General features: G+C 71.0%; 21 protein-coding genes and 1 pseudogene. 8 read left to right on the plus strand and 14 right to left on the minus strand.

The genetic code is table 11. The features are described 5' to 3' along the window. The first annotated feature begins 154 nt into the window (after positions 1–154). The 4 genes from J7E88_RS27760 (at position 155) to cseC (ending at position 3,509) form a co-directional block, all read left to right on the plus strand. On the plus strand, positions 155–727 hold the full coding sequence (locus J7E88_RS27760) for a SigE family RNA polymerase sigma factor (RefSeq protein ID WP_215185849.1): 573 nt from the start codon (positions 155–157) through the stop codon (positions 725–727). Next, positions 715–1,377 carry a hypothetical protein gene (locus tag J7E88_RS27765; protein WP_215185851.1) on the plus strand — a complete coding sequence of 221 codons (663 nt, stop codon included), beginning with the start codon at positions 715–717 and terminating at the stop codon, positions 1,375–1,377. The genes J7E88_RS27760 and J7E88_RS27765 overlap by 13 nt, the downstream gene beginning before the upstream one ends. Before the next feature lie 44 nt (positions 1,378–1,421). Beyond that, positions 1,422–2,126, plus strand: a complete 705-nt coding sequence (cseB, locus tag J7E88_RS27770; protein WP_215185853.1) for a two-component system response regulator CseB — start codon at positions 1,422–1,424, stop codon at positions 2,124–2,126. Positions 2,127–2,192: 66 nt separating this feature from the next. After that, a complete protein-coding gene (cseC, locus tag J7E88_RS27775; RefSeq protein WP_215186034.1) occupies positions 2,193–3,509 on the plus strand; it encodes a two-component system sensor histidine kinase CseC in 1,317 nt (438 codons plus the stop codon). An 83-nt stretch (positions 3,510–3,592) separates the two neighbouring features. Here the strand turns inward: cseC and J7E88_RS27780 are convergent. Together J7E88_RS27780 and J7E88_RS27785 are read right to left on the minus strand one after the other, a co-directional pair. Beyond that, a pseudogene (locus J7E88_RS27780) lies at positions 3,593–3,904 on the minus strand (aldehyde dehydrogenase family protein); the annotation flags it as partial. 79 nt (positions 3,905–3,983) lie between these two features. Beyond that, positions 3,984–5,591 carry an MDR family MFS transporter gene (locus J7E88_RS27785; protein WP_215185855.1) on the minus strand — a complete coding sequence of 536 codons (1,608 nt, stop codon included), beginning with the start codon at positions 5,589–5,591 and terminating at the stop codon, positions 3,984–3,986. A gap of 111 nt (positions 5,592–5,702) precedes the next feature. On the opposite strand from J7E88_RS27785, the gene J7E88_RS27790 reads away from it, so the two are divergent. Then, on the plus strand, positions 5,703–6,281 hold the full coding sequence (locus J7E88_RS27790; protein ID WP_215185858.1) for a TetR/AcrR family transcriptional regulator: 579 nt from the start codon (positions 5,703–5,705) through the stop codon (positions 6,279–6,281). A gap of 17 nt (positions 6,282–6,298) precedes the next feature. On the opposite strand, the gene J7E88_RS27795 is transcribed toward J7E88_RS27790, so the two are convergent. Then, the gene (locus tag J7E88_RS27795) at positions 6,299–7,063 is read right to left on the minus strand and encodes a M23 family metallopeptidase (protein WP_215185860.1); all 765 of its coding nucleotides are present in this window, start codon (positions 7,061–7,063) and stop codon (positions 6,299–6,301) included. Positions 7,064–7,605: 542 nt separating this feature from the next. Here J7E88_RS27795 and dacB point away from each other — a divergent pair. Continuing rightward, positions 7,606–9,207: a D-alanyl-D-alanine carboxypeptidase/D-alanyl-D-alanine-endopeptidase gene (dacB, locus tag J7E88_RS27800; RefSeq protein ID WP_215185862.1), complete on the plus strand. Its 1,602-nt coding sequence runs from the start codon at positions 7,606–7,608 to the stop codon at positions 9,205–9,207. A gap of 169 nt (positions 9,208–9,376) precedes the next feature. On the opposite strand, the gene J7E88_RS27805 is transcribed toward dacB, so the two are convergent. After that, on the minus strand, positions 9,377–11,902 hold the full coding sequence (locus tag J7E88_RS27805; RefSeq protein WP_215185864.1) for an ATP-dependent Clp protease ATP-binding subunit: 2,526 nt from the start codon (positions 11,900–11,902) through the stop codon (positions 9,377–9,379). 431 nt (positions 11,903–12,333) lie between these two features. Here J7E88_RS27805 and J7E88_RS27810 point away from each other — a divergent pair, with 431 nt between their 5' ends. Further along, the gene (locus J7E88_RS27810; RefSeq protein ID WP_215185866.1) at positions 12,334–12,891 is read left to right on the plus strand and encodes an SCO3374 family protein; all 558 of its coding nucleotides are present in this window, start codon (positions 12,334–12,336) and stop codon (positions 12,889–12,891) included. Here J7E88_RS27810 and J7E88_RS27815 read toward each other — a convergent pair. From J7E88_RS27815 to J7E88_RS27860, 10 genes are all read right to left on the minus strand, one after another. Then, positions 12,870–13,205, minus strand: coding sequence for an Lsr2 family protein (locus J7E88_RS27815; RefSeq protein ID WP_215185868.1), 336 nt, complete (start codon positions 13,203–13,205; stop codon positions 12,870–12,872). The two genes, J7E88_RS27810 and J7E88_RS27815, sit on opposite strands and share 22 nt — an antisense overlap. Positions 13,206–13,349: 144 nt before the next feature. Continuing rightward, positions 13,350–13,877, minus strand: a complete 528-nt coding sequence (locus J7E88_RS27820; protein ID WP_215185870.1) for an amino-acid N-acetyltransferase — start codon at positions 13,875–13,877, stop codon at positions 13,350–13,352. A 9-nt stretch (positions 13,878–13,886) separates the two neighbouring features. Further along, on the minus strand, positions 13,887–14,282 hold the full coding sequence (locus J7E88_RS27825) for a BlaI/MecI/CopY family transcriptional regulator (protein WP_215185872.1): 396 nt from the start codon (positions 14,280–14,282) through the stop codon (positions 13,887–13,889). Between the two features lie 155 nt (positions 14,283–14,437). Next, entirely contained in the window at positions 14,438–14,611 is a 174-nt protein-coding gene (locus tag J7E88_RS27830) for a hypothetical protein (protein WP_215185874.1), read from the minus strand. A 14-nt stretch (positions 14,612–14,625) separates the two neighbouring features. Further along, positions 14,626–15,240: a hypothetical protein gene (locus J7E88_RS27835; protein WP_215186036.1), complete on the minus strand. Its 615-nt coding sequence runs from the start codon at positions 15,238–15,240 to the stop codon at positions 14,626–14,628. A gap of 153 nt (positions 15,241–15,393) precedes the next feature. Continuing rightward, a complete protein-coding gene (locus J7E88_RS27840; protein ID WP_215185876.1) occupies positions 15,394–16,191 on the minus strand; it encodes a type III pantothenate kinase in 798 nt (265 codons plus the stop codon). Beyond that, on the minus strand, positions 16,191–17,201 hold the full coding sequence (gene nadC / locus J7E88_RS27845) for a carboxylating nicotinate-nucleotide diphosphorylase (protein WP_215185878.1): 1,011 nt from the start codon (positions 17,199–17,201) through the stop codon (positions 16,191–16,193). Before nadC ends, J7E88_RS27840 begins: the two co-directional genes overlap by 1 nt. Then, positions 17,198–18,898 (minus strand): L-aspartate oxidase, encoded by a 1,701-nt coding sequence (locus J7E88_RS27850; protein WP_215185880.1) that lies wholly within the window; start codon positions 18,896–18,898, stop codon positions 17,198–17,200. The genes nadC and J7E88_RS27850 overlap by 4 nt, the downstream gene beginning before the upstream one ends. Beyond that, the gene (gene panC, locus J7E88_RS27855) at positions 18,895–19,920 is read right to left on the minus strand and encodes a pantoate--beta-alanine ligase (protein ID WP_215185882.1); all 1,026 of its coding nucleotides are present in this window, start codon (positions 19,918–19,920) and stop codon (positions 18,895–18,897) included. The genes J7E88_RS27850 and panC overlap by 4 nt, the downstream gene beginning before the upstream one ends. After that, complete coding sequence (locus tag J7E88_RS27860) at positions 19,917–20,837, minus strand: Rossmann-like and DUF2520 domain-containing protein (protein WP_215185884.1); 921 nt, start codon at positions 20,835–20,837, stop codon at positions 19,917–19,919. The genes panC and J7E88_RS27860 overlap by 4 nt, the downstream gene beginning before the upstream one ends. A 118-nt stretch (positions 20,838–20,955) precedes the next feature. Between J7E88_RS27860 and J7E88_RS27865 the strand changes: the two genes are divergently transcribed. Next, positions 20,956–22,098 (plus strand): beta-eliminating lyase-related protein, encoded by a 1,143-nt coding sequence (locus J7E88_RS27865; RefSeq protein WP_308307634.1) that lies wholly within the window; start codon positions 20,956–20,958, stop codon positions 22,096–22,098. Positions 22,099–22,102 lie beyond the last annotated feature (4 nt).

Raw genomic sequence — 22,102 nt, forward strand, 5'->3', positions numbered from 1 at the left:
CCACCACCACCGCACCTCAAACATCCGCTGTTACACAACCGATGGACGGCCGTGCGCCGTCCGACGGCTGCTCCGCACAGCGCCGTGACAACCCGTCCGTAGCTTCTGTCACGCAAGGACACACGGGGTTTTCACGGGGAGCGAGGCGATTGTGATGGCGCACGGCGAGGTGCTCGAATTCGAGGAGTACGTACGCACCCGGCAGGAGGCGCTGCTGCGCAGCGCCCGGCGTCTCGTCCCCGACCCGGTCGACGCACAGGACCTGCTGCAGACCGCGCTGGTGCGCACCTACGGCCGGTGGGACGGAATCGCGGACAAGTCGCTCGCGGACGCGTACCTTCGCCGCGTGATGATCAATACGCGCACGGAGTGGTGGCGCGCCCGCAAGCTCGAAGAGGTCCCCACCGAGCAGCTTCCCGACGCGAGCGTCGACGACGGCAGCGATCAGCGCGCCGACCGCGCCCTGCTGATGGACGTCCTCAAGGTGCTCGCGCCCAAGCAGCGCAGCGTGGTCGTGCTGCGCCACTGGGAGCAGATGAGCACCGAGGAGACCGCCGCCGCGCTGGGCATGTCGGCGGGTACGGTGAAGAGCACGCTGCACCGGGCGCTCGCGAAGCTCCGCCAGGAGCTTCAGGCGCGGGACCTGGACGCCCGCGCTCTGGAGCGCGACGAGACGCGGCATACCCACCAGCAGGGCGAACGGGAGCGGGAGCGGTGCGCGGCCTGACAGGCAGAGGCGGCAGCGGGACAGGGGTGGCGGGCAGTGCGGCGACGGCCGGGCTGGTCGCCTTCGCCCTGTTGGCCGCGGGCTGTTCCACCGGCGGTTCGGGTCTGCAGGACGAAGGGGCGGCCCCGTCGGACCACGCGGCGAAGGCCACGCCGTCCCCGGCGCCGTCCGGGAGCGCCGGGTTCACGAAGGCCGTCGACGCGGTGGAGCTGCTCAAGAGCGACCCGAAGGTCAGCGCCCGGGTCAAGGCGGATCTGCGGCCGTGCGCCAAGGACTCCTACCCTGTGGACACCTCGTACGGGATCCTCACCGGCAGTTCGGCCCCCGATGTCGTGGTGAACGTGATGACCTGCGCCGACGCCGTCGGCCTCGGCACCTACGTGTACCGGGAGAACGGCGACACGTACGAGAATGTCTTCGCCGTCGAAGAGCCCGCGGTGTACTCGGCGATCGACCGGGGCGACCTGGTGGTGACCAAGCAGGTGTACGCCAAGGGCGATCCGGTGGCCGAGCCGTCCGGCGAGGAGGTCACCACCTACCGCTGGGCCGCCGGGAAGTTCACCCAGCAGTTCTGGGTGCGCAACGAATACAGCAGGTCGGTCGGCGAGGGGGAGGTCGTCGCCTCGGACCCGCCCGCCCCCGGCAACTGACCCCACCCGAGAAACGATCCCGAACGAGAGCTGAGAGCTGACGGATGGCCGATACCCATGTCCTGTTCGTCGAAGACGACGATGTCATCCGCGAGGCCACCCAACTCGCGCTGGAACGCGACGGCTTCACGGTCACGGCCATGCCCGACGGGCTGAAGGGCCTGGAGGCGTTCCGGACCAACCGGCCGGACATCGCGCTGCTCGACGTGATGGTCCCCGGCCTGGACGGTGTGAGCCTGTGCCGCCGCATCCGCGACGAGTCGACCGTGCCCGTGATCATGCTCTCGGCGCGTGCGGACTCGATCGACGTGGTGCTCGGCCTGGAGGCCGGCGCCGACGACTATGTGACCAAGCCCTTCGACGGCGCGGTGCTCGTGGCCCGTATCCGCGCGGTGCTGCGCCGCTTCGGGCATGCGAGCGGCGGCGCGGGCGATCCGGCCGCCACCGGGCAGCGGGATCAGGGCGGCGTCCTGGTCTTCGGTGAGCTGGAGATCGACACCGAGGGCATGGAGGTCCGCAGGGGCGGCAAGCCGGTCGGCCTGACGCCCACGGAGATGCGGCTGCTGCTGGAGTTCTCCTCGACGCCCGGCACCGTGCTCTCGCGCGACAAACTGCTGGAGCGTGTCTGGGACTACGGCTGGGGCGGCGACACCCGCGTCGTCGACGTCCATGTCCAGCGGCTGCGGACGAAGATCGGCCAGGACCGCATCGAGACGGTCCGCGGCTTCGGTTACAAGCTGAAGGCGTGACGCAGGCCGTATGAGCTCGGGACAGGACCCCGCCGTATGAGACGCCCCGCCCTGCGCCTCGGCAGGCTGCGCACCGGCGCCCTGCGCACCGGCGTCCGGTGGAAGATCAGCATCGCCATCGCCGGCGTCGGTGCGCTCATCGCCATGGCGCTGAGCCTGGTCGTGCACAACGCGGCACGCGTGTCCATGCTCGACAACGCCCGTGCCGTGCAGATGGACCGCATCCTGCTCGCCCAGCGCTGGTACGAGACCGCCAAGAACCGCGACCCCCGCTTCAACAGCAAGATCAACGACCCGGCTCTCCCGGACGAGCTCAAGAGGCTGATGCGGGAGAACCGGCGCGGTTCCTACGTCGACGACCGTGACGAGACGCCCGAGATCTGGGCCGCCGTGCCGCTGGCGAACGGCGACGTGCTCTCCCTGCGCACCGAGTTCGCCGGGCGCAGCGCCACCGTGATGAAGGACCTCGACCGGGCTCTGATCATCGGCTCGGTGTCCGTCGTGCTCTGCGGCTCCGCGCTCGGCGTGCTCATCGGCGGCCAGCTCTCGCGCCGGCTGCGCAAGGCGGCGGCGGCCGCGGGCAATGTGGCGCAGGGCAACACCGACGTACGGGTCAGGGACGCCATCGGCGGGGTCGTACGCGACGAGACGGACGAACTGGCCCGGGCCGTGGACGCCCTGACCGATGCGCTGCAGTCCCGCATCGAGGCGGAACGCCGGGTCACCGCGGACATCGCGCACGAACTGCGCACGCCCGTGACCGGTCTGCTGACCGCGGCCGAGCTGCTGCCGCCCGGACGTCCCACCGAGCTGGTGCGGGACCGGGCCCAGGCGATGCGCACGCTGGTGGAGGACGTACTGGAGGTCGCACGGCTCGACAGCGCGTCGGAGCGGGCGGAGCTGCAGGAGATCCAGCTCGGGGAGTTCGTCGGACGCCGGGTCGCCGCGCTGCACCCGGAGGCGGACATCCGGGTCGTCCACGAGTCCTGGGTCAGCACCGATCCGCGGCGCCTCGAGCGGATCCTGGGCAATCTGCTGACCAATGCGGTGAAGTACGGCAAGGACCCGATCGAGGTGACCGTCGAGGGCCGTGTGGTGCGCGTACGGGATCATGGGCCCGGGTTCCCGGAGGCACTGCTGCGCGAGGGGCCGAGCCGGTTCCGTACGGGGGCGAGCGACCGGGCCGGCACGGGCCACGGCCTGGGCCTGACCATCGCGGCGGGGCAGGCGCGGGTGCTGGGGGCCCGGCTGACCTTCCGCAACGCGGCGCCGGAGGGCTCGACGCCGCTGGGGGCGTCGGGCGGGGCGATCGCGGTGCTCTGGCTGCCGGAGCACGCGCCGACGAACACGGGCAGTTTCCCGATGCTGCCGTTGGACACCTGACGCCGGGGCGTCGCGCACGCGTGGCGGACGTCCGTCACGATGCGGTGGCCGGAGCCACGGATGACGGGCGGCGTACGACGGATGGCGGTGTCGTCCACCGTTCCCGGGACGTCGAACTCGGTGGTGAGCTTGATCGGCTTGCCGCACTGGACGGTCTGCGTGTGCGCCAGTTCCTCGGCCCGGTCGGCGAGCACGCCGGCGAACCGGTGCAGTGCGTCGGACCGTTCGCCGGGGGCGCTGCCCGGCCGGCCGGGCAGCGCCTCGCGCGCGGCGGCCACGGCCTCGTCGACGTCCGCGGCCGACGCGAGCTCGTAGCTGTGGACTCGTCCGCCGGTCGCCGGGTCGACCACATCCTGCGTACGGCCCGAGGTGCCGGATCGAAGTCGTCCGCGGATGACGACGAACCCGGCCGCTTCCGCGGCCGGGCCGTCGGCCGTCGGCTGTTGCCGTCCGTCTCACGCTCGGACTCTCCGCTCAGACGCGCTCGGCGAGCTTGTCCTCCGCGCCGGCCACGTCCTGCGGCCCCGTGGCGTCGGGGGCCTCTGCCGGTCCGGCACCCCGCAGCGGCACCTCCTTGACGAAGAAGGCGGCCACCAGTCCGACGACCGCGACGGCCCCGCCGACAAGGAAGGCGGCGTGCGTACCGGATGCGACCGCGAACTCGTACGCCTCCCGGACCGGGTCCGGCAGCTTCGCGAGGCTCGCCGCGTCCAGCTGTGCGGAGGCCGCGGTCGCCTGCGCGCCGCCCCTCGCGGTCATCTCGTCCTGCACCCGGGCGGTGAACAGAGCACCCATGATGGCGACGCCGAAGGAGCTGCCCAGCGTGCGGAAGAGGGTCGCCGCGGATGAGGCGACGCCCATGTCCTTCATCTCGACGCTGTTCTGCGCGACCAGCATGGTGATCTGCATCAGGAAACCCATGCCGGCGCCGAGGACGGCCATGTAGAGCCCGGAGGTCAGCCGCGAGGTGCCGGTGTCCATGGTGGCCAGCAGGAACAGCCCGGCGACCATCAGGGCGCCGCCGACGATGGGGAAGACGCGGTACTTGCCTGTGGTGGTCGTGACCCGGCCCGCGACCATCGAGACCGCGAGCATGGAGAGCAGCAGCGGCAGGAGGAGCAGCCCTGAGTTGGTCGCCGACGCGCCCTGGACCGACTGCTGGAACAGCGGGAGGAAGAGCACGGCGCCGAACATCACGAAACCGGCGAAGAAGCCGATGACGGACATCAGCGTGAAGTTGCGGCTGCGAAAGATGTGCAGTGGCATGATCGGCTCGGCGGCCCGGGCCTCGACGAAGAGGAAGCCCACGAGCGAGGCCGCGCCGATGGCCGCCAGCTCCATGATCACGGCAGAGTCCCAGGCGTACTCCGTACCGCCCCAGGTGGTGACCAGCACGATCGCGGTGATGCCGACGGTGAGCAGCGCGGCGCCCGGGTAGTCGACGCGGGCCGTGCTGCGCGGCTTCCTCGGCAGGTGGAGGACCGCGGTGACCATGGCGAGGGCGACCGCACCGAGCGGCACGTTGATGTAGAAGCTCCAGCGCCAGCCGAGGTGGTCGGTGATCGTGCCGCCGACCAGCGGTCCGCCGATCATGGCGATGGCCATGACGGCAGCGATCATTCCCTGGTACCGGCCGCGCTCTCGCGGCGGCACGAGGTCGCCGATGATCGCCATCACGCCGACCATCAGACCGCCGGCGCCCAGTCCCTGCACCGCGCGGAAGCCGATCAGCTGCCCCATGTCCTGGGCCATGCCGCTGAGCACGGAACCGATCAGGAAGATCACGATCGAGGCGAGGAAGACGCCCTTGCGCCCGTACAGGTCACCGAGCTTGCCCCAGATCGGAGTGGAGGCCGCGGTCGCCAGCGTGTAGGAGGTGACCACCCACGAGAGGTGCTCCAGTCCGCCGAGCTCGCCGACGATGGTGGGCATCGCGGTGCCCACGATCATGTTGTCGAGCATTGCCAGCAGCATCGCGATCATGAGCGCGAGCATCACCACGCGCACGCTCCGCTCCGGCCGCACGCCCTTGTCCTCCGCAGTGGCCGCCGAAGCCGTCGCCTGTTTCGCCGTTTCCGCCATTGCCCCGCTCCCCGGTTACTTACTTGCCGCCCGGCAAGTTACTACAATGGGGACGGTAGATCCCTGGCTAGCCGGGCGTCAAGTAAGTTTTTCGGGAGCGGAGACAGCAGCATGGGCACCACACGGCAGCCGCGCCGGGGCAACACACGGCAGCGCATCCAGGACGTGGCTCTGGAGCTGTTCGCCGAGCAGGGGTACGAGAAGACCTCGCTGCGCGAGATCGCCGAGACCCTCGACGTCACCAAGGCCGCGCTGTACTACCACTTCAAGACCAAGGAAGACATCGTGGTCAGCCTCTTCCAGGACCTGACCCGGCCCATGGACGAGCTGATCGAATGGGCACAGGACCAGCCGCGCACACTGGAGACGAAGAAGGAGGTGCTGCGGCGCTACAACGACGCGCTGACCGCCGCGGCGCCCCTGTTCCGGTTCATGCAGGAGAACCAGGCGACCATGCGCGAGCTCAGCATCGGTGAGTCGTTCAAGGACCGCATGATCTCCATGCTCGCGCTCTTCAGGGAGCCCGACGCGGAACTGACCGACCAGGTCCGCTGCATCTCGGCACTGTTCACCCTGCACGCGGCGATGTTCGCCCTCAACGACATCGAGGGCGACCCGGAGGACAAGCGTGATGCCGTCCTCGAGGTCGCCCTCGATCTGATCGCCCAGGCACACCATGCCAGGGGCTGATCCACTTCTGGGGTCCGTCAGATGGTGACGCCGACGGTGCGCAGGAAGGACACCGGGTTGAGCGCCGAGCCGTAGTTCGGGGTCGTACGGATCTCGAAGTGCAGGTGCGGGCCGGACGAGTTGCCGGTGTTGCCGGACTTCGCGATCGTCTGGCCGGCCTTCACCGTCGAGCCGACGGAGATGTTGATCTTCGACAGGTGGGCGTACTGCGAGAACTTGCCGTTGGCGTGCTTGACCACGATGGCGTTGCCGTACGCCGGGCCGTCGCCGCCGCCGTTCGGGCCCGCCTTGACGACCGTGCCGGCGCCGGCGGCCTTGACCGGGGTGCCGGTCGGGACGGCGAAGTCCTGGCCGGAGTGCTTGGCAGACCACATGGCGCCGCCCTGGGCGAAGCTGGCGGTCAGCGTGTACTTGTTGACGGGCTTGACCCACGCGGCCGGCTTCTTGGCGGCCTTCTTCGCCGCAGCCTTCGTCGCCGCGGCCTTCTTGGCGGCGGCCTGCTGGGCTGCAGCCTTCTTGGCGGCGGCCTGCTTGGCGGCCTGCTGGGCCTTCGCCTTCGCCGCCTTGGCCTGCGTGGCGGCCTTCGCCTGGGCGTCGGCCTGGGCGGCGACCGCGGAAGCGGCGTCCACGACGGCCGGCTTGCCGGCCTTGCCCGCATCGGCGGAGGCGACACCCGCACCGGCTCCGACGACCATCACGGCACCCATTCCGGCGGCCACGACGGCCCCACGGGTACGGAGCACGGACGGGAGGAGACGGTGGATCATGGCGCGCTTCGACATACGGGAGAACCTCCGGGCATGAAAGGACCCGGCGTGCTCGCCGGGCTGGCTCCACATTGATAACCCGGCCCCCCAAGTCGCCTCAAATACCCCATCTACGACATCACGTCGTAGGCACAGCTCCGGGAATCAGACTCTTGACACCGTCCGGGCGCAGTCGAGGGGCTGCCGGAACAAGGTCGACATATATCGATCACGTCAGGTTTAAGCCCATGTCCTGGCCCTGCCGGGCCTTTGCTCACCGCGCCTGCGGCACCCGGGCCCGCCGCAGAGCCGAAAGCCCCGCCACACAAGGGGCCGAACACCCCCCACATGGACCCGACACGGCACTATTGGGTCTAGTAGGTCCGATTCGTCCTGTGCGCCTTGTCACGGACAGGGGCCACCGAAGGACCTTGGATCGTGACCCAGGCCACGGCAACGGGGTCTGCCGGGAGCCGCAAAAGACGCCCGGAATGCGGCTTTTCGCGGTGACCGGGGCCACACGACACGGCGCCAGGCGTCCTTCCGGAGCGAGTGCGCTTGCGGGATCCTCCCGTGGCATGAGCAGACCAGTGAATCCCGTGAGCCACCGCCGCGGCCACCGCCGCGGCTGGATCTGGACCGCCGTCGCCGGACTCGCCTGCACCCTCAGCCTCAGCTCCCCCGCCGACGCCGGTCCCTCGGACACCGGCCTGGGGAAGGCGATCGACACGATCCTCTCCGATGCCCACCTCGACGGCGGCGCCGCGAGCGTCGTCATCGCCGACGCCACCACCGGGGAGCGCCTCTACCGGCACGACGCGGCCGACCGCCTCATGCCCGCCTCCAACACCAAGCTCCCCACGTCCGTCGCCGCCATGGCCCTCCTCGGCCCCGACCACCGCTACACCACCGACGTCCTGGCCACGGGCGCCCGCCGCGGCTCCACCCTGCACGGCGACCTGTACCTGCGCGGCAGCGGCGACCCCACGATGCTCGCCGCGGACTACGAGCGGCTCGCCGCAGACCTCGCCGCGAGCGGGATCGACGGCGTCACCGGCCGCCTCGTCGCCGACGACACCCGCTTCGACGACCAGCGCCTCGGCCGCTCCTGGGCGGCCGACGACGAGTCCTCGTACTACTCGGCGCAGATCTCCGCGCTCACCCTCGCGCCCGACACCGACTACGACGCGGGCACGGTCGTCGTCGAGGCCGCGCCGGGGGCCCGGCCCGGCGACCGGCCGCGGGTGAAGCTCACCCCGCCCAACGACTACGTCCGTCTCGACATCCGCGCCACGACCGTGGAAGCGGGCCGCCCCGACACACTCACCGTCGAACGCCGCCACGGCACCAACACGATCACCGTCAGCGGCGACATCCCCCTCGGCACGAACGCCACCAAGGAGTGGATCAGCGTCTGGGAGCCCACCGGCTACGCCGCCGCCGTCTTCGCGGACGCCCTCGCCGACCACGGCGTACGGGTCACGGGCAGCCCGCGTCTGGGTCGTGCCACCCCGCCCGGCGCCCGCACGCTCGCCTCACACCGCTCCATGCCGCTCAAGGAGCTGATGCACCCCTTCATGAAGCTGTCGAACAACATGCATGCCGAGGCCCTGACGAAGACGATCGGCCACCGGGCTTCCGGCCGCGGCACCTGGGACGCGGGCCTGGCGGCGATCAGCGGGTATCTGGCGAAGGAAGGCGTACGGACCGGCTCCGTGCGCCAGGTCGACGGCTCCGGCCTGTCCCGGATGAACCTCTTCCCGGCCGAGGAGCTGGCCACCCTGCTGCTCTCCGTGCGCGACGCACCCTGGTACGCGGACTGGAAGGCGTCCCTGCCGGTCGCCTGTGCCCCTGACCGGGCGGTCGGCGGCACGCTGCGCTCCCGGATGTGCTCGACCCCCGCCGCGCTCAACGCCCGCGCCAAGACGGGCTCGCTCACCGGCGCCTCGGCGCTGTCGGGCTACGTCACCGACGCGGGTGGTCGGGAGCTGGTGTTCAGCGTCGTCCTCAACAACTACCTGGCGTCATCGGTCAAGAACATCGAGGACGCGATCGTCGTGACGCTGGCGTCCTCGAACACCGCCAAGGGCACCTTCACGACCGCGCGGCCGCCCGGCACACGCACGGCCGAGCCGGACGCCGTCCTCGAATGCTCCTGGCGGAAACCGGCACGCTGCTGACCGCGGTCCCGCATCCTGCCCGTGGCTCCCCGTGCCGAGAGCCGCGGGCAGGCCCAGGGACCCCGCGGCGGCGGGTGCGCCGCACGGGCACGTGAAAGGGCCGGGCCCCGGACCCCCAAGGGGGTCCGGGGCCCGGCCCGTCATGTCAACCGGCCCCGCAGGGCCGCGGTCACGCGTCCTTCGACAGGTTCGGCCCCGTGCCGCCGGCCGCCTGCTCGATGGGCGGGACGTCCGGCAGAGCCGACTTCTCCTCGCCGCGGAAGGTGAACTTCTGCTGCTCACCCTCGCCCTCGGTGTCCACGACCACGATGTGACCGGGACGCAGCTCGCCGAAGAGGATCTTCTCCGACAGGATGTCCTCGATCTCGCGCTGGATCGTCCGGCGCAGCGGCCGGGCACCCAGGACCGGGTCGTAGCCCTTCTTGGCGAGGAGCGACTTGGCCGTCGAACTGAGCTCGATGCCCATGTCGCGGTCCTTCAGCCGCTCGTCCACCTTGGCGATCATCAGGTCGACGATCTGGATGATGTCTTCCTCGGTGAGCTGGTGGAAGACGACCGTGTCGTCGACACGGTTGAGGAACTCGGGCCGGAAGTGCTGCTTCAGCTCTTCGTTGACCTTGGCCTTCATCCGGTCGTAGTTCGACTTGACGTCGCCCTGGGCGGCGAAGCCCAGGTTGAAGCCCTTGGAGATGTCCCGGGTCCCGAGGTTGGTCGTCATGATGATGACCGTGTTCTTGAAGTCCACGACGCGGCCCTGGGAGTCGGTCAGGCGACCGTCCTCCAGGATCTGCAGAAGCGAATTGAAGATATCGGGGTGGGCCTTCTCGACCTCGTCGAAGAGGACGACGGAGAACGGCTTCCGGCGCACCTTCTCGGTGAGCTGGCCGCCCTCTTCGTAGCCCACGTATCCGGGCGGGGAACCGAAGAGACGGGAAACCGTGTGCTTCTCGCTGAACTCCGACATGTCGAGGGAGATCAGCGCGTCCTCGTCGCCGAAGAGGAATTCGGCGAGCGTCTTGGAAAGCTCGGTCTTACCGACACCGGAGGGGCCGGCGAAGATGAACGAACCACCGGGGCGCTTCGGGTCCTTCAGACCGGCTCGCGTACGGCGGATCGCCTGCGAGAGGGCCTTGATGGCGTCCTTCTGCCCGATGACGCGCTTGTGGAGCTCGTCCTCCATGCGCAGCAGACGCGAGGACTCCTCCTCGGTCAGCTTGAAGACAGGGATGCCGGTGGCGGTCGCGAGGACCTCGGCGATCAGCTCGCCGTCGACCTCGGCGACGACGTCCATGTCGCCGGCCTTCCACTCCTTCTCCCGCTTGGCCTTCGCCGCCAGCAGCTGCTTCTCCTTGTCACGGAGGGAAGCCGCCTTCTCGAAGTCCTGGGAGTCGATCGCGGACTCCTTGTCCCGGCGCACGCCGGCGATCTTCTCGTCGAACTCGCGCAGGTCCGGCGGCGCGGTCATCCGGCGGATACGCATCCGGGAACCGGCCTCGTCGATCAGGTCGATCGCCTTGTCCGGCAGGAAGCGGTCCGAGATGTACCGGTCGGCCAGGGTGGCGGCCTGGACCAGTGCCTCGTCCGTGATGGAGACCCGGTGGTGGGCCTCGTAGCGGTCGCGCAGACCCTTGAGGATCTCGATCGTGTGCGGCAGCGACGGCTCCGCGACCTGGATGGGCTGGAAGCGGCGCTCCAGGGCCGCGTCCTTCTCCAGGTGCTTGCGGTACTCGTCGAGCGTGGTGGCGCCGATGGTCTGCAGCTCGCCCCGCGCCAGCATCGGCTTGAGGATCGAGGCCGCGTCGATCGCGCCCTCGGCGGCACCCGCACCCACCAGGGTGTGGAGCTCGTCGATGAACAGGATGATGTCGCCGCGGGTGCGGATCTCCTTGAGGACCTTCTTCAGGCGCTCCTCGAAGTCACCGCGGTAGCGGGAGCCGGCGACCAGTGCGCCGAGGTCCAGGGTGTAGAGGTGCTTGTCCTTGAGGGTCTCGGGCACCTCGCCCTTGACGATGGCCTGCGCCAGGCCCTCGACGACCGCCGTCTTGCCGACGCCGGGCTCGCCGATGAGCACGGGGTTGTTCTTGGTACGGCGGGACAGCACCTGCATGACCCGCTCGATCTCCTTCTCGCGCCCGATGACCGGGTCGAGCTTGGACTCACGAGCGGCCTGGGTGAGATTCCGGCCGAACTGGTCGAGGACGAGGGAGGTCGAGGGCGTGCCCTCGGCCGGGCCACCTGCGGTGGCGGCTTCCTTGCCCTGGTAACCGGAGAGCAGCTGGATGACCTGCTGCCGCACCCGGTTGAGATCGGCGCCCAGCTTCACGAGGACCTGGGCGGCGACACCCTCGCCCTCACGGATCAGGCCGAGCAGGATGTGCTCGGTGCCGATGTAGTTGTGGCCCAGCTGAAGAGCCTCCCGGAGCGACAGCTCCAGGACCTTCTTGGCACGGGGCGTGAAGGGGATGTGCCCGGACGGAGCCTGCTGGCCCTGGCCGATGATCTCCTCCACCTGCTGGCGGACCGCCTCGAGCGAAATCCCGAGGCTCTCCAGGGCCTTAGCGGCGACACCCTCACCCTCGTGGATAAGGCCCAGGAGGATGTGCTCGGTGCCGATGTAGTTGTGGTTGAGCATCCGGGCTTCTTCCTGAGCCAGGACGACAACCCGCCGCGCGCGGTCGGTGAACCTCTCGAACATCGTTAATCGCTCCTCAGAGCGGTCAGGCAGTAAGGGGTCGGTCCCCTCCCTGTCCTTCCGCAGCTTAGTCCCGCAAGCGGGGACCGCTCATTCCAACTGCCGACACCCGTCTGTGGCCTCCTGACCCCTGAACGCCGACAATTGCTCCAACCCGATGGTGCGAGACGATGTTCCCGCAGGCCAGGCAGTTACCCCCACCATCAGTACGCCGATGGCGAACGCGAGACGGCCCGGCGAGCGTGTCGCCCCTCCCCACTAGGAATGTCTTACCCGTAAGCACTGACAGTCCATGCGGCGCGCAGCCGTTCCCTCAGCTAAGGGCGAACAACCTTGCGCCGTTCCACACGTCCGAGCGGTGCCGATTCGGCCACCATGTGCGACGAGATTCACACCCTGCGTAACTCTTCGGGTGGGCGCGCAGTTCCCCGGACATGGTCTTCGCCATCCCACATCCCCGGGCGCCCCTCGAAGGCGGCGCCGTGCACTGGTATCGCAGCGCACTCGGCTGGGCGGCGGAAGGATCGCCCGTGGAACTGCTCGTCGGGCGGGATTTCGACCTACTGGAGCTGCCCGCCGACGCCGGGGACGCTGTGCTGCGGCGCGTGGCCGAGACCGGGCCCGTGGCCGTGCAGGGAGACAGAATGCGGCTGCTGGTCGCCGCGGGGAGCGCGGAGGAGCTGCCGGGGCTGCTCGACTGGCTCGAATGGGGCGGCGTCGATCTCGACCTGACCACCATCGGCGAGGGCGGGCGGATGACCGCCCCGCCGCCGCCCGGAGCCGACCACGTCCGGGGAACCGCCCGCTGGCTGCGCCCTCCGAGGCGCGGGAGCCGGCTGCCGGCTCTCGCCGGACTCGGGGGCAGTGGGGGTGCCCCCGATCTCGTGCGACTGGTGGACACGGCGGCGACGGAATGCCACCGCGTCCGGCTGCTGCGCGCAGGACGCGCGCGGGTGCAGCGCGGGGACAATCAGCCGTTGGCCTTCTCGTAGGCCTCACGAACGGTCGCGGGGACGCGGCCGCGGTCGTTGACCTCGAAGCCGTTCGCCTTGGCCCAGGCGCGGATCTCGGCGGTGTCCTTGTTGCCGCCCGACACCGCCCGGCCCTTGCCACGGCCGGCCGCCGCACGACCGCCGGTACGCCGGCCGTTCTTCGCGTAGGGCTCGAGGAGGCTCCGGAGCTTGTCCGCATTGGCGGTGGTGAGGTCGATCTCGTAGGTCTTGCCGTCCAGAGCGAACGTCACCGTCTCGTCCGCCTCGCCGCCGTCGAGGTCGTCGACAAGAAGGACCTGAACCTTCTGTGCCACCGGATTTCCTTTCATCGAAAATGCAGTACGCGGAAAGGAAACCGCTTTTCCCTGGAAAACACAAACCCTCGGCAGAGGTTCGGAACCCCGAGAACACGGGAAACGTGCGCGATTCGGACATAGGGATCCGGCCTCTTGTGGCGATCACAGGTGCAGAAGCATCCGGCTGTTGCCCAAGGTGTTCGGCTTCACTCGTTCGAGGCCCAGGAACTCGGCGACACCCTCGTCATAGGAACGCAGCAGCTCGGCGTAGACATCCGTGTCCACCGGAGTCTGCGTCTCACCGATCTCGACGAAGCCGTGCTTGGAGAAGAAGTCCACTTCGAAGGTGAGACAGAAAACGCGACGCACTCCGAGCCAGCGGGCGGTCTGCAACAGCTTCCCGAGCACCTGGCGCCCGATGCCGTGCCCCTGGAAGGCGGGGTCCACGGCGAGTGTGCGCACTTCGGCGAGGTCTTCCCACATCACATGCAGGGCCCCGCAGCCGACGACCCTGGCGTCCGCGTCGCGTTCCGCGACCCAGAACTCCTGGATGGCTTCGTAAAGCGTGACCGTCGCTTTGTCGAGCAGGATGCCTTCACTCACGTACGGATCCACGAGACGGCGCACGTCCGGGACATCCCCGGTCCGGGCACGCCGGACGGTGATGGCATTTGCTGCGGGATAAGGCATGGTCCGACGCTATCGCCCCGGCGCTCCCGGACGCTCGGTGGCCTCGTCGCCCTGAACGATGCGCAGGGCGGCTTGCAGCGACTCGCGCTGCTCGGGCGACATCATGCCGAAGAACGCGACGAGGGCGGCGGCGGGGTTGTCGCTCTTGGACCAGGCTTCGTTCATCAGTGCGGCCGAGTAGGCGGCCCGGGTGGAGACGGCCGTATATCGATAGGCCCGGCCGTCGACTTCCCTGCGCACCCAGCCCTTCTGATGGAGATTGTCCATTACCGTCATGACGGTGGTGTAGGCGATGGACCGTTCCTGCTGAAGGTCTTCCAGGACTTCCCTGACCGTGACCGGCCGGTTCCATTGCCAGACCCGTGTCATGACGGCGTCTTCGAGCTCTCCCAATTGACGGGGCACATTGCCACCATAGTGGGAGATCCAGGAGTAATCCCTTATTGGGGAGCAAAAAGGACGTACGGCCTGAAATCTGCCGTACGTCCTCGTTGTGCCGCTCGGGTCGGGCGCCGGAGTGCCCTGCTGGTCTCAGGCGTCGGGCCCGGAGTGGCCGGCTCTCAGGCGTCGGGCCCGGACTGGCCGGCCGACTCGGCGCGGGCGAGCGCGGCGTCCACGGCCGCGTCCTCCTTGGCCTTGTTGGAACCGCCCTGGCTCTTGACGATCGTCACGACCAGACCGATGAAGAAGGCGGCCATCACCACCGGGGGCACGAGCGCGGAAACGTAGTCCATGCCGTCCAGAGTAGCTATCCGGCGGCGCGCTGCTCCGGCGGGGGCGTCGGCTTGCGGCGTGGCGGAAACACTTCCGAGGGCTTGGGCACGGGCTTCTCGTCCGGGCGGGAGGGGGCGGGCTTCGGCTGCTGCGGCTGCTGCGGCTGCGGCTTGCCCTTCTGCTCGTCGGACGCGCGCCCGCCGGGCAGCGCCGTGAGGCGGGCGCGGCGGGGCGCGCTCGCCGGCGCCGGCACACGCACGGCCGGTGCGGGCACCGGCTGCTGTGCGAGCCGGGCCCGCATGGACTGCCCGGCGAGTGCCAGGCAGCGCCGCAGTACGGCGGCGGCCACCGGGTTGCCGCGCAGGGCGCGCAGGGCGGCGAGATCGTCGGTCAGGGGCTCGTGACCGGCGGCCAGGGCCTCCTGGAGGAGCTCCAGATAGCCGACGGCCGAGCCGGGCAGCGCGGCGCGGTAGCGGGCGAGGTCGGCGACGAGGAAGTCGCGCAGTCGGCCCGCCTCGCGCACGGCCTCGTCGAGGGAGTCGGCCAGGCGCAGGCACTCCCTGACGTCCTCGTCGGCGAGGGGAACGGGATGGAGGGCGGCGGCGAGGGCGCGTCGGAGCACACGCAGCTCGTCAGCGCCGAACGCCATGCCGCCGTGGGAACCGTATGGCGTGGGCATGGCCCGACCATACGAGCCGAAGGCACAAATTCCCTTTAATGGTACGAAAGCGGGCGTTGCGCCCCGGGAGGTGTCACCCGGAGCGCCGCACCGAAGGCGCTGCGGTGACCGCCGCCACGGGGGTCACAGACGCGAGATGTTCCGCTCGTAGACCAGCCGCAGACCGATCAGCGTCAGCCACGGCTCGTGCTCGTCGATCGCCGACGACTCGCCCAGCACCATCGGCGCCAGACCGCCCGTGGCGATCACCGTCACCTCGTCCGGGTCCTCCGCCAGCTCCCGCTTCATGCGGTGGACCACCCCGTCCACCTGGCCGGCGAAGCCGTAGACGATGCCCGACTGCATCGCCTCGACCGTGTTCTTGCCGATCACGCTCCGGGGGCGGACGACCTCGATCTTGCGCAGCTGGGCGCCCTTGACCCCGAGCGCGTCGACGGAGATCTCGATGCCGGGGGCGATCACGCCGCCCACGTACTCGCCCCGCACGCTCACCGCGTCGAACGTCGTCGCCGTGCCGAAGTCGACGACGATTGCCGGGCCCCCGTAGAGGTCGACCGCCGCGGCCGCGTTGATGATGCGGTCCGCGCCGACCTCCTTGGGGTTGTCCGTCAGGACCGGGACGCCGGTCTTGATGCCGGGCTCGACGAGGACCGCCGGGACGTCGCCGTAGTAACGGCGGGTGACCTCGCGCAGTTCGTGCAGCACCGAAGGGACGGTGGAGCAGATCGCGATGCCCTCGATGCCGTCGCCCAGTTCCTCGCCGAGCAGGGGGTGCATGCTCATCAGCCCCTGCAGCAGGACGGCCAGCTCGTCCGCGGTGCGGCGCGAGTCGGTGGAGATGCGCCAGTGCTCGACGATCTCCTCGCCGTCGAAGAGGCCCAGCACGGTGTGGGTGTTGCCGACGTCGATGGTGAGCAGCATCAGGCGTCGACCTCACGGAGGTCGAGGCCGATGTCGAGGATCGGGGACGAGTGCGTGAGCGCGCCCACCGCCAGGAAGTCGACGCCCGTCTCGGCGTACGCGCGGGCGTTGGCCAGGGTGAGGCGGCCGGAGGACTCCAGGATCGCGCGGCCCGCCACGAGCGTGACGGCCTCCTCGGTCTCGGCCGGGGTGAAGTTGTCCAGCAGGATCAGATCGGCGCCGGCGTCGATGACCTCGCGGACCTGGTGCAGCGTGTCGACCTCGACCTCGATGGGCAGGTCGGGGAAGCGGTCCCGCACGGCCTTGAACGCCGCGGCGACACCGCCCGCCGCCACCACGTGGTTGTCCTTGACCAGAGCCGCGTCGGACAGCGACATCCGGTGGTTCACCCCGCCGCCGCAGCGCACCGCGTACTTCTCCAGGGCGCGCAGTCCGGGCGTCGTCTTGCGGGTGTCGCGCACCTTGGCCCTGGTGCCTTCGAGTGCGTCGGCCCAGGCACGGGTGGCGGTCGCGATGCCGGAGAGGCGGCACAGGATGTTCAGCGCGCTGCGCTCACCGGTGAGCAGGTCGCGGGTGCCCGCCGTGACCGAGAGCAGCTTCTGGCCCGCCTCGACGCGGTCGCCGTCCTCGACGTGCCGCTCGACCTCGAAGTCGGAGGTGCACACGATCGACAGGATGGCCTCGGCGACCCGCAGCCCGGCGACCGTGCCCGCCTCCCGGGCGGTGAAGTCCCCGGTGGCGACGGCGTCCTGCGGCACGGTCGCCACGCTGGTGACGTCCACGCCGCCGTCGAGGTCCTCCTCGATGGCGAGATGAGCGATGTCCTCGACCTGCACGGGGTCGAGGCCGGCGGCCGCGAGGAGCTCGGCGAGGGCGGGGTCGAGCCCGCTCTCGTACGTCTCGTCGGCGCAGCCGCAGCCGTCGCCGCAGCCCGCGTCGGATGCGGCGGGTGCGCCGATCTGGATCAGCGGTACGTCCACAGGCTCCGGACGTTCTTCGGGCGTGGTCACGGTTGCGGCTCCCTGGGGGCGTTGGGCGTTACGGGCGGAAAGGCTTCGCCGGCGGTGCGCCGTACGACGAGGCGGCGGTCGGGCGTGAGCCGGACCGTGATGTGGCGGCGCCAGTCGGTGTCGTCGCGGTCGGCGTGGTCCTCGCGCCAGTGGCAGCCGCGGGTCTCGGCGCGCTCGCGGGCCGCGGCGACCAGGACCCGGGAGACCAGCAGGAGGTTGGTGGCCTCCCACGACTCGACACCGGGCTCCGCCGCCTTCGGTCCGTCGGCATCGTGGGCCGCGTGCAGCGACAGCGCCTCCAGCGCGTCGGCCGCGTCGTCGAGGCTGGCCGCGGTCCTGATGACGCCTGCACCGTGCGTCATGATCCGCTGGACCTCGTGACGCTGCTCGGGCGCGAGGAGCGGGGCGGTGTCGCCGTCCGCCTCCCGGGCCGCCCCGGCCCGCGCGTCCGCGCGGAAGGCGATGTCGGCCGCGATCCGCTCGGCGAAGACCAGGCCCTCCAGAAGGGAGTTGGACGCGAGGCGGTTGGCGCCGTGGACGCCCGTGCAGGCGACCTCGCCGCAGGCGTACAGGCCGGGGACCGTGGTGCGGCCGTGCAGGTCGGTGCGTACGCCACCGGAGGCGTAGTGCGCGGCCGGGGCCACCGGGATCGGCTCGGTCACCGGGTCGATGCCGTGGCTGCGGCAGGCGGCGAGGATCGTGGGGAAGCGCTGCTCCCACATCTCGGCGCCGAAGTGGCGGGCGTCGAGGTACATGTGCTCCGTGCCCTGCTCCCGCATGCGGCGCATGATGCCCTTGGCGACGATGTCGCGGGGGGCGAGTTCGGCCAGCTCGTGCTGTCCGACCATGAAGCGTGTGCCGGCCGCGTCCACGAGATACGCGCCCTCGCCCCGTACCGCCTCCGACACCAGCGGCTGCTGGCCCTCGCTGTCCGCGCCGAGGAACAGCACCGTGGGGTGGAACTGCACGAACTCCAGGTCCGACACCTCGGCCCCGGCGCGCAGTGCGAGCGCCACGCCGTCGCCGGTGGAGACGGCGGGATTGGTGGTCGCGGAGAAGACCTGGCCCATGCCGCCGGTGGCGAGGACGACGGTGGGGGCATGGACGGCGCCGACGCCGTCGTGCTGGCCCTCGCCCATGACATGCAGCGTGATGCCGGCCGTGCGGCCGTCGGCGTCGGTGAGCAGGTCGAGGACCAGGGCGTTCTCGATGGTGCGCAGGCCCTGGTCGCGGACCGCGTCGACCAGGGCACGGGAGATCTCGGCGCCGGTCGCGTCACCGCCCGCGTGGGCGATGCGGCGGCGGTGGTGGCCGCCCTCGCGGGTGAGCTCTATCTCACCGGAGGCCGGGTCGGTGTCGAAGCGGGCGCCGGTGGCGATCAGCCGCCGCACGGCGTCGGGGCCCTCGGTGACCAGGGTGCGCACCGCCTCCTCGTCGCACAGCCCCGCGCCCGCGACCAGGGTGTCGTCCAGGTGCTGCCCGGGCGTGTCGCCCTCGCCGAGCGCGGCGGCGATGCCGCCCTGCGCCCAGCGGGTGGAGCCGTCGTCGAGGCGTGCCTTGGTGACCACGACGGTGCTCAGACCGGCGGCGGCGCACCGCAGGGCGGCGGTGAGGCCGGCGACGCCCGAGCCGACCACGACGACGTCGGCGTCGATGGCCCACCCCGGGGCGGGGGCGGTCAGCCGTATTCCGGTCACTGCTGGACTCCGAAGGTCAGGGGGATGTTGTCGATCAGGCGGGTGGTGCCGACCTTGGCGGCGACGGCGAGGACCGCCTCCCCGGTGTGGTCGTCGGGGACGTCGGTGAAGGTGACGGGGTCGACGAGCGCCAGGTAGTCCAGCACCAGCGGCGGGTCGGCCTGCGCGGCCTCGTCCAGCACGGCACGGGCCGCGGCCCGCACGGCGTCCGCGCCGCCCGGCGGGGCGGCCTGCGCGACGGCGTGGGCGTCGGCCGCTGCCCTCGCCTCGCCCATCGCGGACAGGGCGGCGGCGCGGGCGGGCGCGGCGTGGACGGCCTCGGCGCGGGCGTGCAGCGCCTGCTGGGCCGCGAGGCGGTCACTGGCGGCGAACAGGGCACGGGACAGGGCGAGGGCGGTGCTCCGCTCGGCGTGCGAGAGGTAGGCGTTGCGGCTGGAGCGGGCGAGGCCGCTGTCCTCGCGGACGGTGGGTACGCCGACGATCTCCACGGGGAAGTTCAGATCGCGGACCATGCGGCGGATCAGGGCGAGCTGCTGGGCGTCCTTCTGCCCGAACAGCGCGACGTCGGGCGAGGTGAGGTGCAGCAGCTTGGCGACGACGGTGAGCATGCCGTCGAAGTGGCCGGGGCGCGTCCGGCCCTCCAGCACCTCGCCCATGGGGCCCGCGGTGATGCGCACCTGGGGCTCGCCGCCGGGGTAGACCTCGTCGACGGACGGCGCGAACACCGCGTCGACGCCCGACTCTTCGGCCACCCGCAGGTCGGCCTCCAGGGTGCGGGGGTAGCGGTCGAGGTCCTCACCGGCCCCGAACTGCAGCGGGTTGACGAAGACGGTGAGGACGACGAAGCCCGAGTCGCCGACGTGCTCGCGGGCGGCCCGGATCAGCCCGGCATGCCCCTCGTGGAGCGCCCCCATGGTCATCACGACGGCGGTGCGGCCGGGGACGGCGTGGTGCTCGACGACGTACCGGAGGTCCTCCCGCGTCGGCACCAGCTCGACTTCGCGCCTGGTCTTACGGCTCATCGCAGATCCCCCTCCGCGAGGACGCCCAGCAGGTCTTCGGCGAGCTCCGGTTTGAGCATGCCGTGTGCGAGGGCCCGGTCCGCGGTCGACCGGGCCATGGCCAGGTAGCCGGCGACGGTGCCGGGCGCGTGCTTGCGCAGCTCGGCGACGTGCGCGGCGACCGTGCCCGCGTCGCCGCGGGCGACGGGGCCGGTCAGAGCGGCGTCGCCCGAACGCAGCGCGTTGTCCAGGGCCGCGCCGAGAAGCGGGCCGAGCATCCGGTCCGGGGCGGCCACCCCGGCGGTGCGCAGCAGCTCCATGGACTGGGCGACCAGCGTGACGAGGTGGTTCGCCCCGAGCGCGAGGGCCGCGTGGTAGAGCGGGCGGGCCTCCTCCTCGATCCACTCGGGCTCGCCGCCCATCTCGATGACCAGCGCCTCGGCCGCGAGACGCAGCTCCTCGGGCGCGGTCACACCGAACGAGCAGCCCGCGAGCCGCTGCACGTCCACGGGCGTCCCCGTGAACGTCATCGCCGGGTGCAGCGCGAGCGGCAGCGCACCGGCGCGCGTCGCCGGGTCGAGCACCCTGGTGCCGAACCGGCCGGAGGTGTGCACAAGCAGCTGCCCCGGCCGCACGGCGCCGGTCTCGACCAGGCCGTCGACGAGACCGGACAGCGCGTCGTCGGGGACGGTGAGCAGCACGAGCTCGGCGCGGGCGAGCACCTCGGCGGGCGGCACGAGGGGAACGTCCGGGAGCAGCGCGGCGGCGCGGCGCACGGACGCGTCCGAGACGCCCGAGACGGCCACCGGCCGGTGACCGGCCAGCTGGAGCGAGGCGGCCAGGGCGGGGCCGACACGGCCCGCTCCGACCACGCCCACGGTCAGCCGGGCGGGGCGGTCCCGCGGATCGAGCGGTTCCTGTGGTGGTGTGGCATTCACGCGGCGGTGCCTTCCGTTCCAGTCCGCGGGGGGTACCGGACGATTTCTCGTCACGATGCTACGCCAGCGCTTCCGCCACCCCCGCAGTTGTCCACAGGCTGTGGGCGATGATCGGACCGTGACGGATACGAGCGAGCACAGTGAACGGCGGCGCAGGCTCGCCGCGTGGCGCACGTCAAAGCGCGTGCTGTGGCGGACCTCCGCCGAACTGCGCCTGGGAGACGGCCTGGCGGCACTGGCCTCGGGCGCCGCCGATGTGTACGACCCGGACGAGCCGGTCGACCTGTACGGCGACGGGATCGTGGCCGAGCTGGAGCGGCGCACGGCCGCGCTGCTCGGCCTCCCGGCGGCGGTGTACTTCCCCACCGGGACGATGGCGCAGCAGGTGGCCCTGCGCTGCTGGGCGGGCCGCACCGGCAACGCGACGGTGGCGCTGCATCCGCAGGCGCATCCCGAAGTGCACGAGCGTTCCGCGCTCTCCGTGGTGAGCGGGCTCCGCACGATCCACCCGACGAACCGGCCGCGGCTGCCGACGCCGGACGAGGTCGCCGAGTGCGACGAGCCCTTCGGCGCGCTGATGCTGGAACTGCCGCTGCGGGACGCCGGATTCGTCCTGCCGGCGTGGGAGGAACTGGTGGACGTCGTGGAGGCGGCGCGCGCACGGGATGCAGTGGTGCACTTCGACGGCGCGCGCCTTTGGGAGTGCGCTCCCCACTTCGGCCGCCCGCTGGACGAGATCGCCGCGCTCGCGGACAGCGTGTACGTGTCGTTCTACAAGTCCCTGGGCGGCCTCGCGGGGGCCGTGCTCGCGGGCCCCGAGTCCCTGGCGGACGAGGCGCGCGCCTGGCGCCACCGGTACGGCGGCCGGCTGTTCCAGCAGTACCCGGCGGTGCTGTCGGCCCTGATCGGCCTGGAGCGCGAACTGCCGCGGCTGCCGTCGTACGTCGCCCACGCGAAGGTGGTCGCGGCCGCACTGACGGACGCGCTCCGCACGGCGGGCGTCCCCTGGTCCCGCGTCAACCCGCCGGTCCCGCACACCCACCAGTTCCAGGTGTGGCTGCCGTACGAGGCGGACGCGCTGAACGAGGCGGGCCTGGCTCAGTCGGAGGAGACGGGCGTGACGCTCTTCCGCCGCTGGTTCTCGGAGGGCTGCCCGCCGGGAGTCTCGGTCACGGAGGTGACCGTGGCGTCCGATGGACTCACGTGGACGGCGGCGGACGTCCAGGAGGCGGTGGAGGGATTCGTGCGCCGGGTGGGGTGAGGGG

Origin of the sequence: Streptomyces sp. ISL-10 (assembly GCF_018614575.1) — a bacterium.
GTDB lineage: Bacteria > Actinomycetota > Actinomycetes > Streptomycetales > Streptomycetaceae > Streptomyces.

Coding starts and splice junctions, on each gene's coding strand:
- J7E88_RS27760 (WP_215185849.1), top strand. CDS start 155: ATGGCGCACGGCGAGGTGCTCGAATTCGAGGAGTACGTACGCACCCGG.
- cseB (WP_215185853.1), top strand. CDS start 1,422: ATGGCCGATACCCATGTCCTGTTCGTCGAAGACGACGATGTCATCCGC.
- J7E88_RS27785 (WP_215185855.1), bottom strand. CDS start 5,591: ATGGCGGAAACGGCGAAACAGGCGACGGCTTCGGCGGCCACTGCGGAG.
- J7E88_RS27790 (WP_215185858.1), top strand. CDS start 5,703: ATGGGCACCACACGGCAGCCGCGCCGGGGCAACACACGGCAGCGCATC.
- J7E88_RS27795 (WP_215185860.1), bottom strand. CDS start 7,063: ATGTCGAAGCGCGCCATGATCCACCGTCTCCTCCCGTCCGTGCTCCGT.
- dacB (WP_215185862.1), top strand. CDS start 7,606: ATGAGCAGACCAGTGAATCCCGTGAGCCACCGCCGCGGCCACCGCCGC.
- J7E88_RS27805 (WP_215185864.1), bottom strand. CDS start 11,902: ATGTTCGAGAGGTTCACCGACCGCGCGCGGCGGGTTGTCGTCCTGGCT.
- J7E88_RS27810 (WP_215185866.1), top strand. CDS start 12,334: ATGGTCTTCGCCATCCCACATCCCCGGGCGCCCCTCGAAGGCGGCGCC.
- J7E88_RS27820 (WP_215185870.1), bottom strand. CDS start 13,877: ATGCCTTATCCCGCAGCAAATGCCATCACCGTCCGGCGTGCCCGGACC.
- J7E88_RS27830 (WP_215185874.1), bottom strand. CDS start 14,611: ATGGACTACGTTTCCGCGCTCGTGCCCCCGGTGGTGATGGCCGCCTTC.
- J7E88_RS27835 (WP_215186036.1), bottom strand. CDS start 15,240: ATGGCGTTCGGCGCTGACGAGCTGCGTGTGCTCCGACGCGCCCTCGCC.
- J7E88_RS27840 (WP_215185876.1), bottom strand. CDS start 16,191: ATGCTGCTCACCATCGACGTCGGCAACACCCACACCGTGCTGGGCCTC.
- panC (WP_215185882.1), bottom strand. CDS start 19,920: ATGAGCCGTAAGACCAGGCGCGAAGTCGAGCTGGTGCCGACGCGGGAG.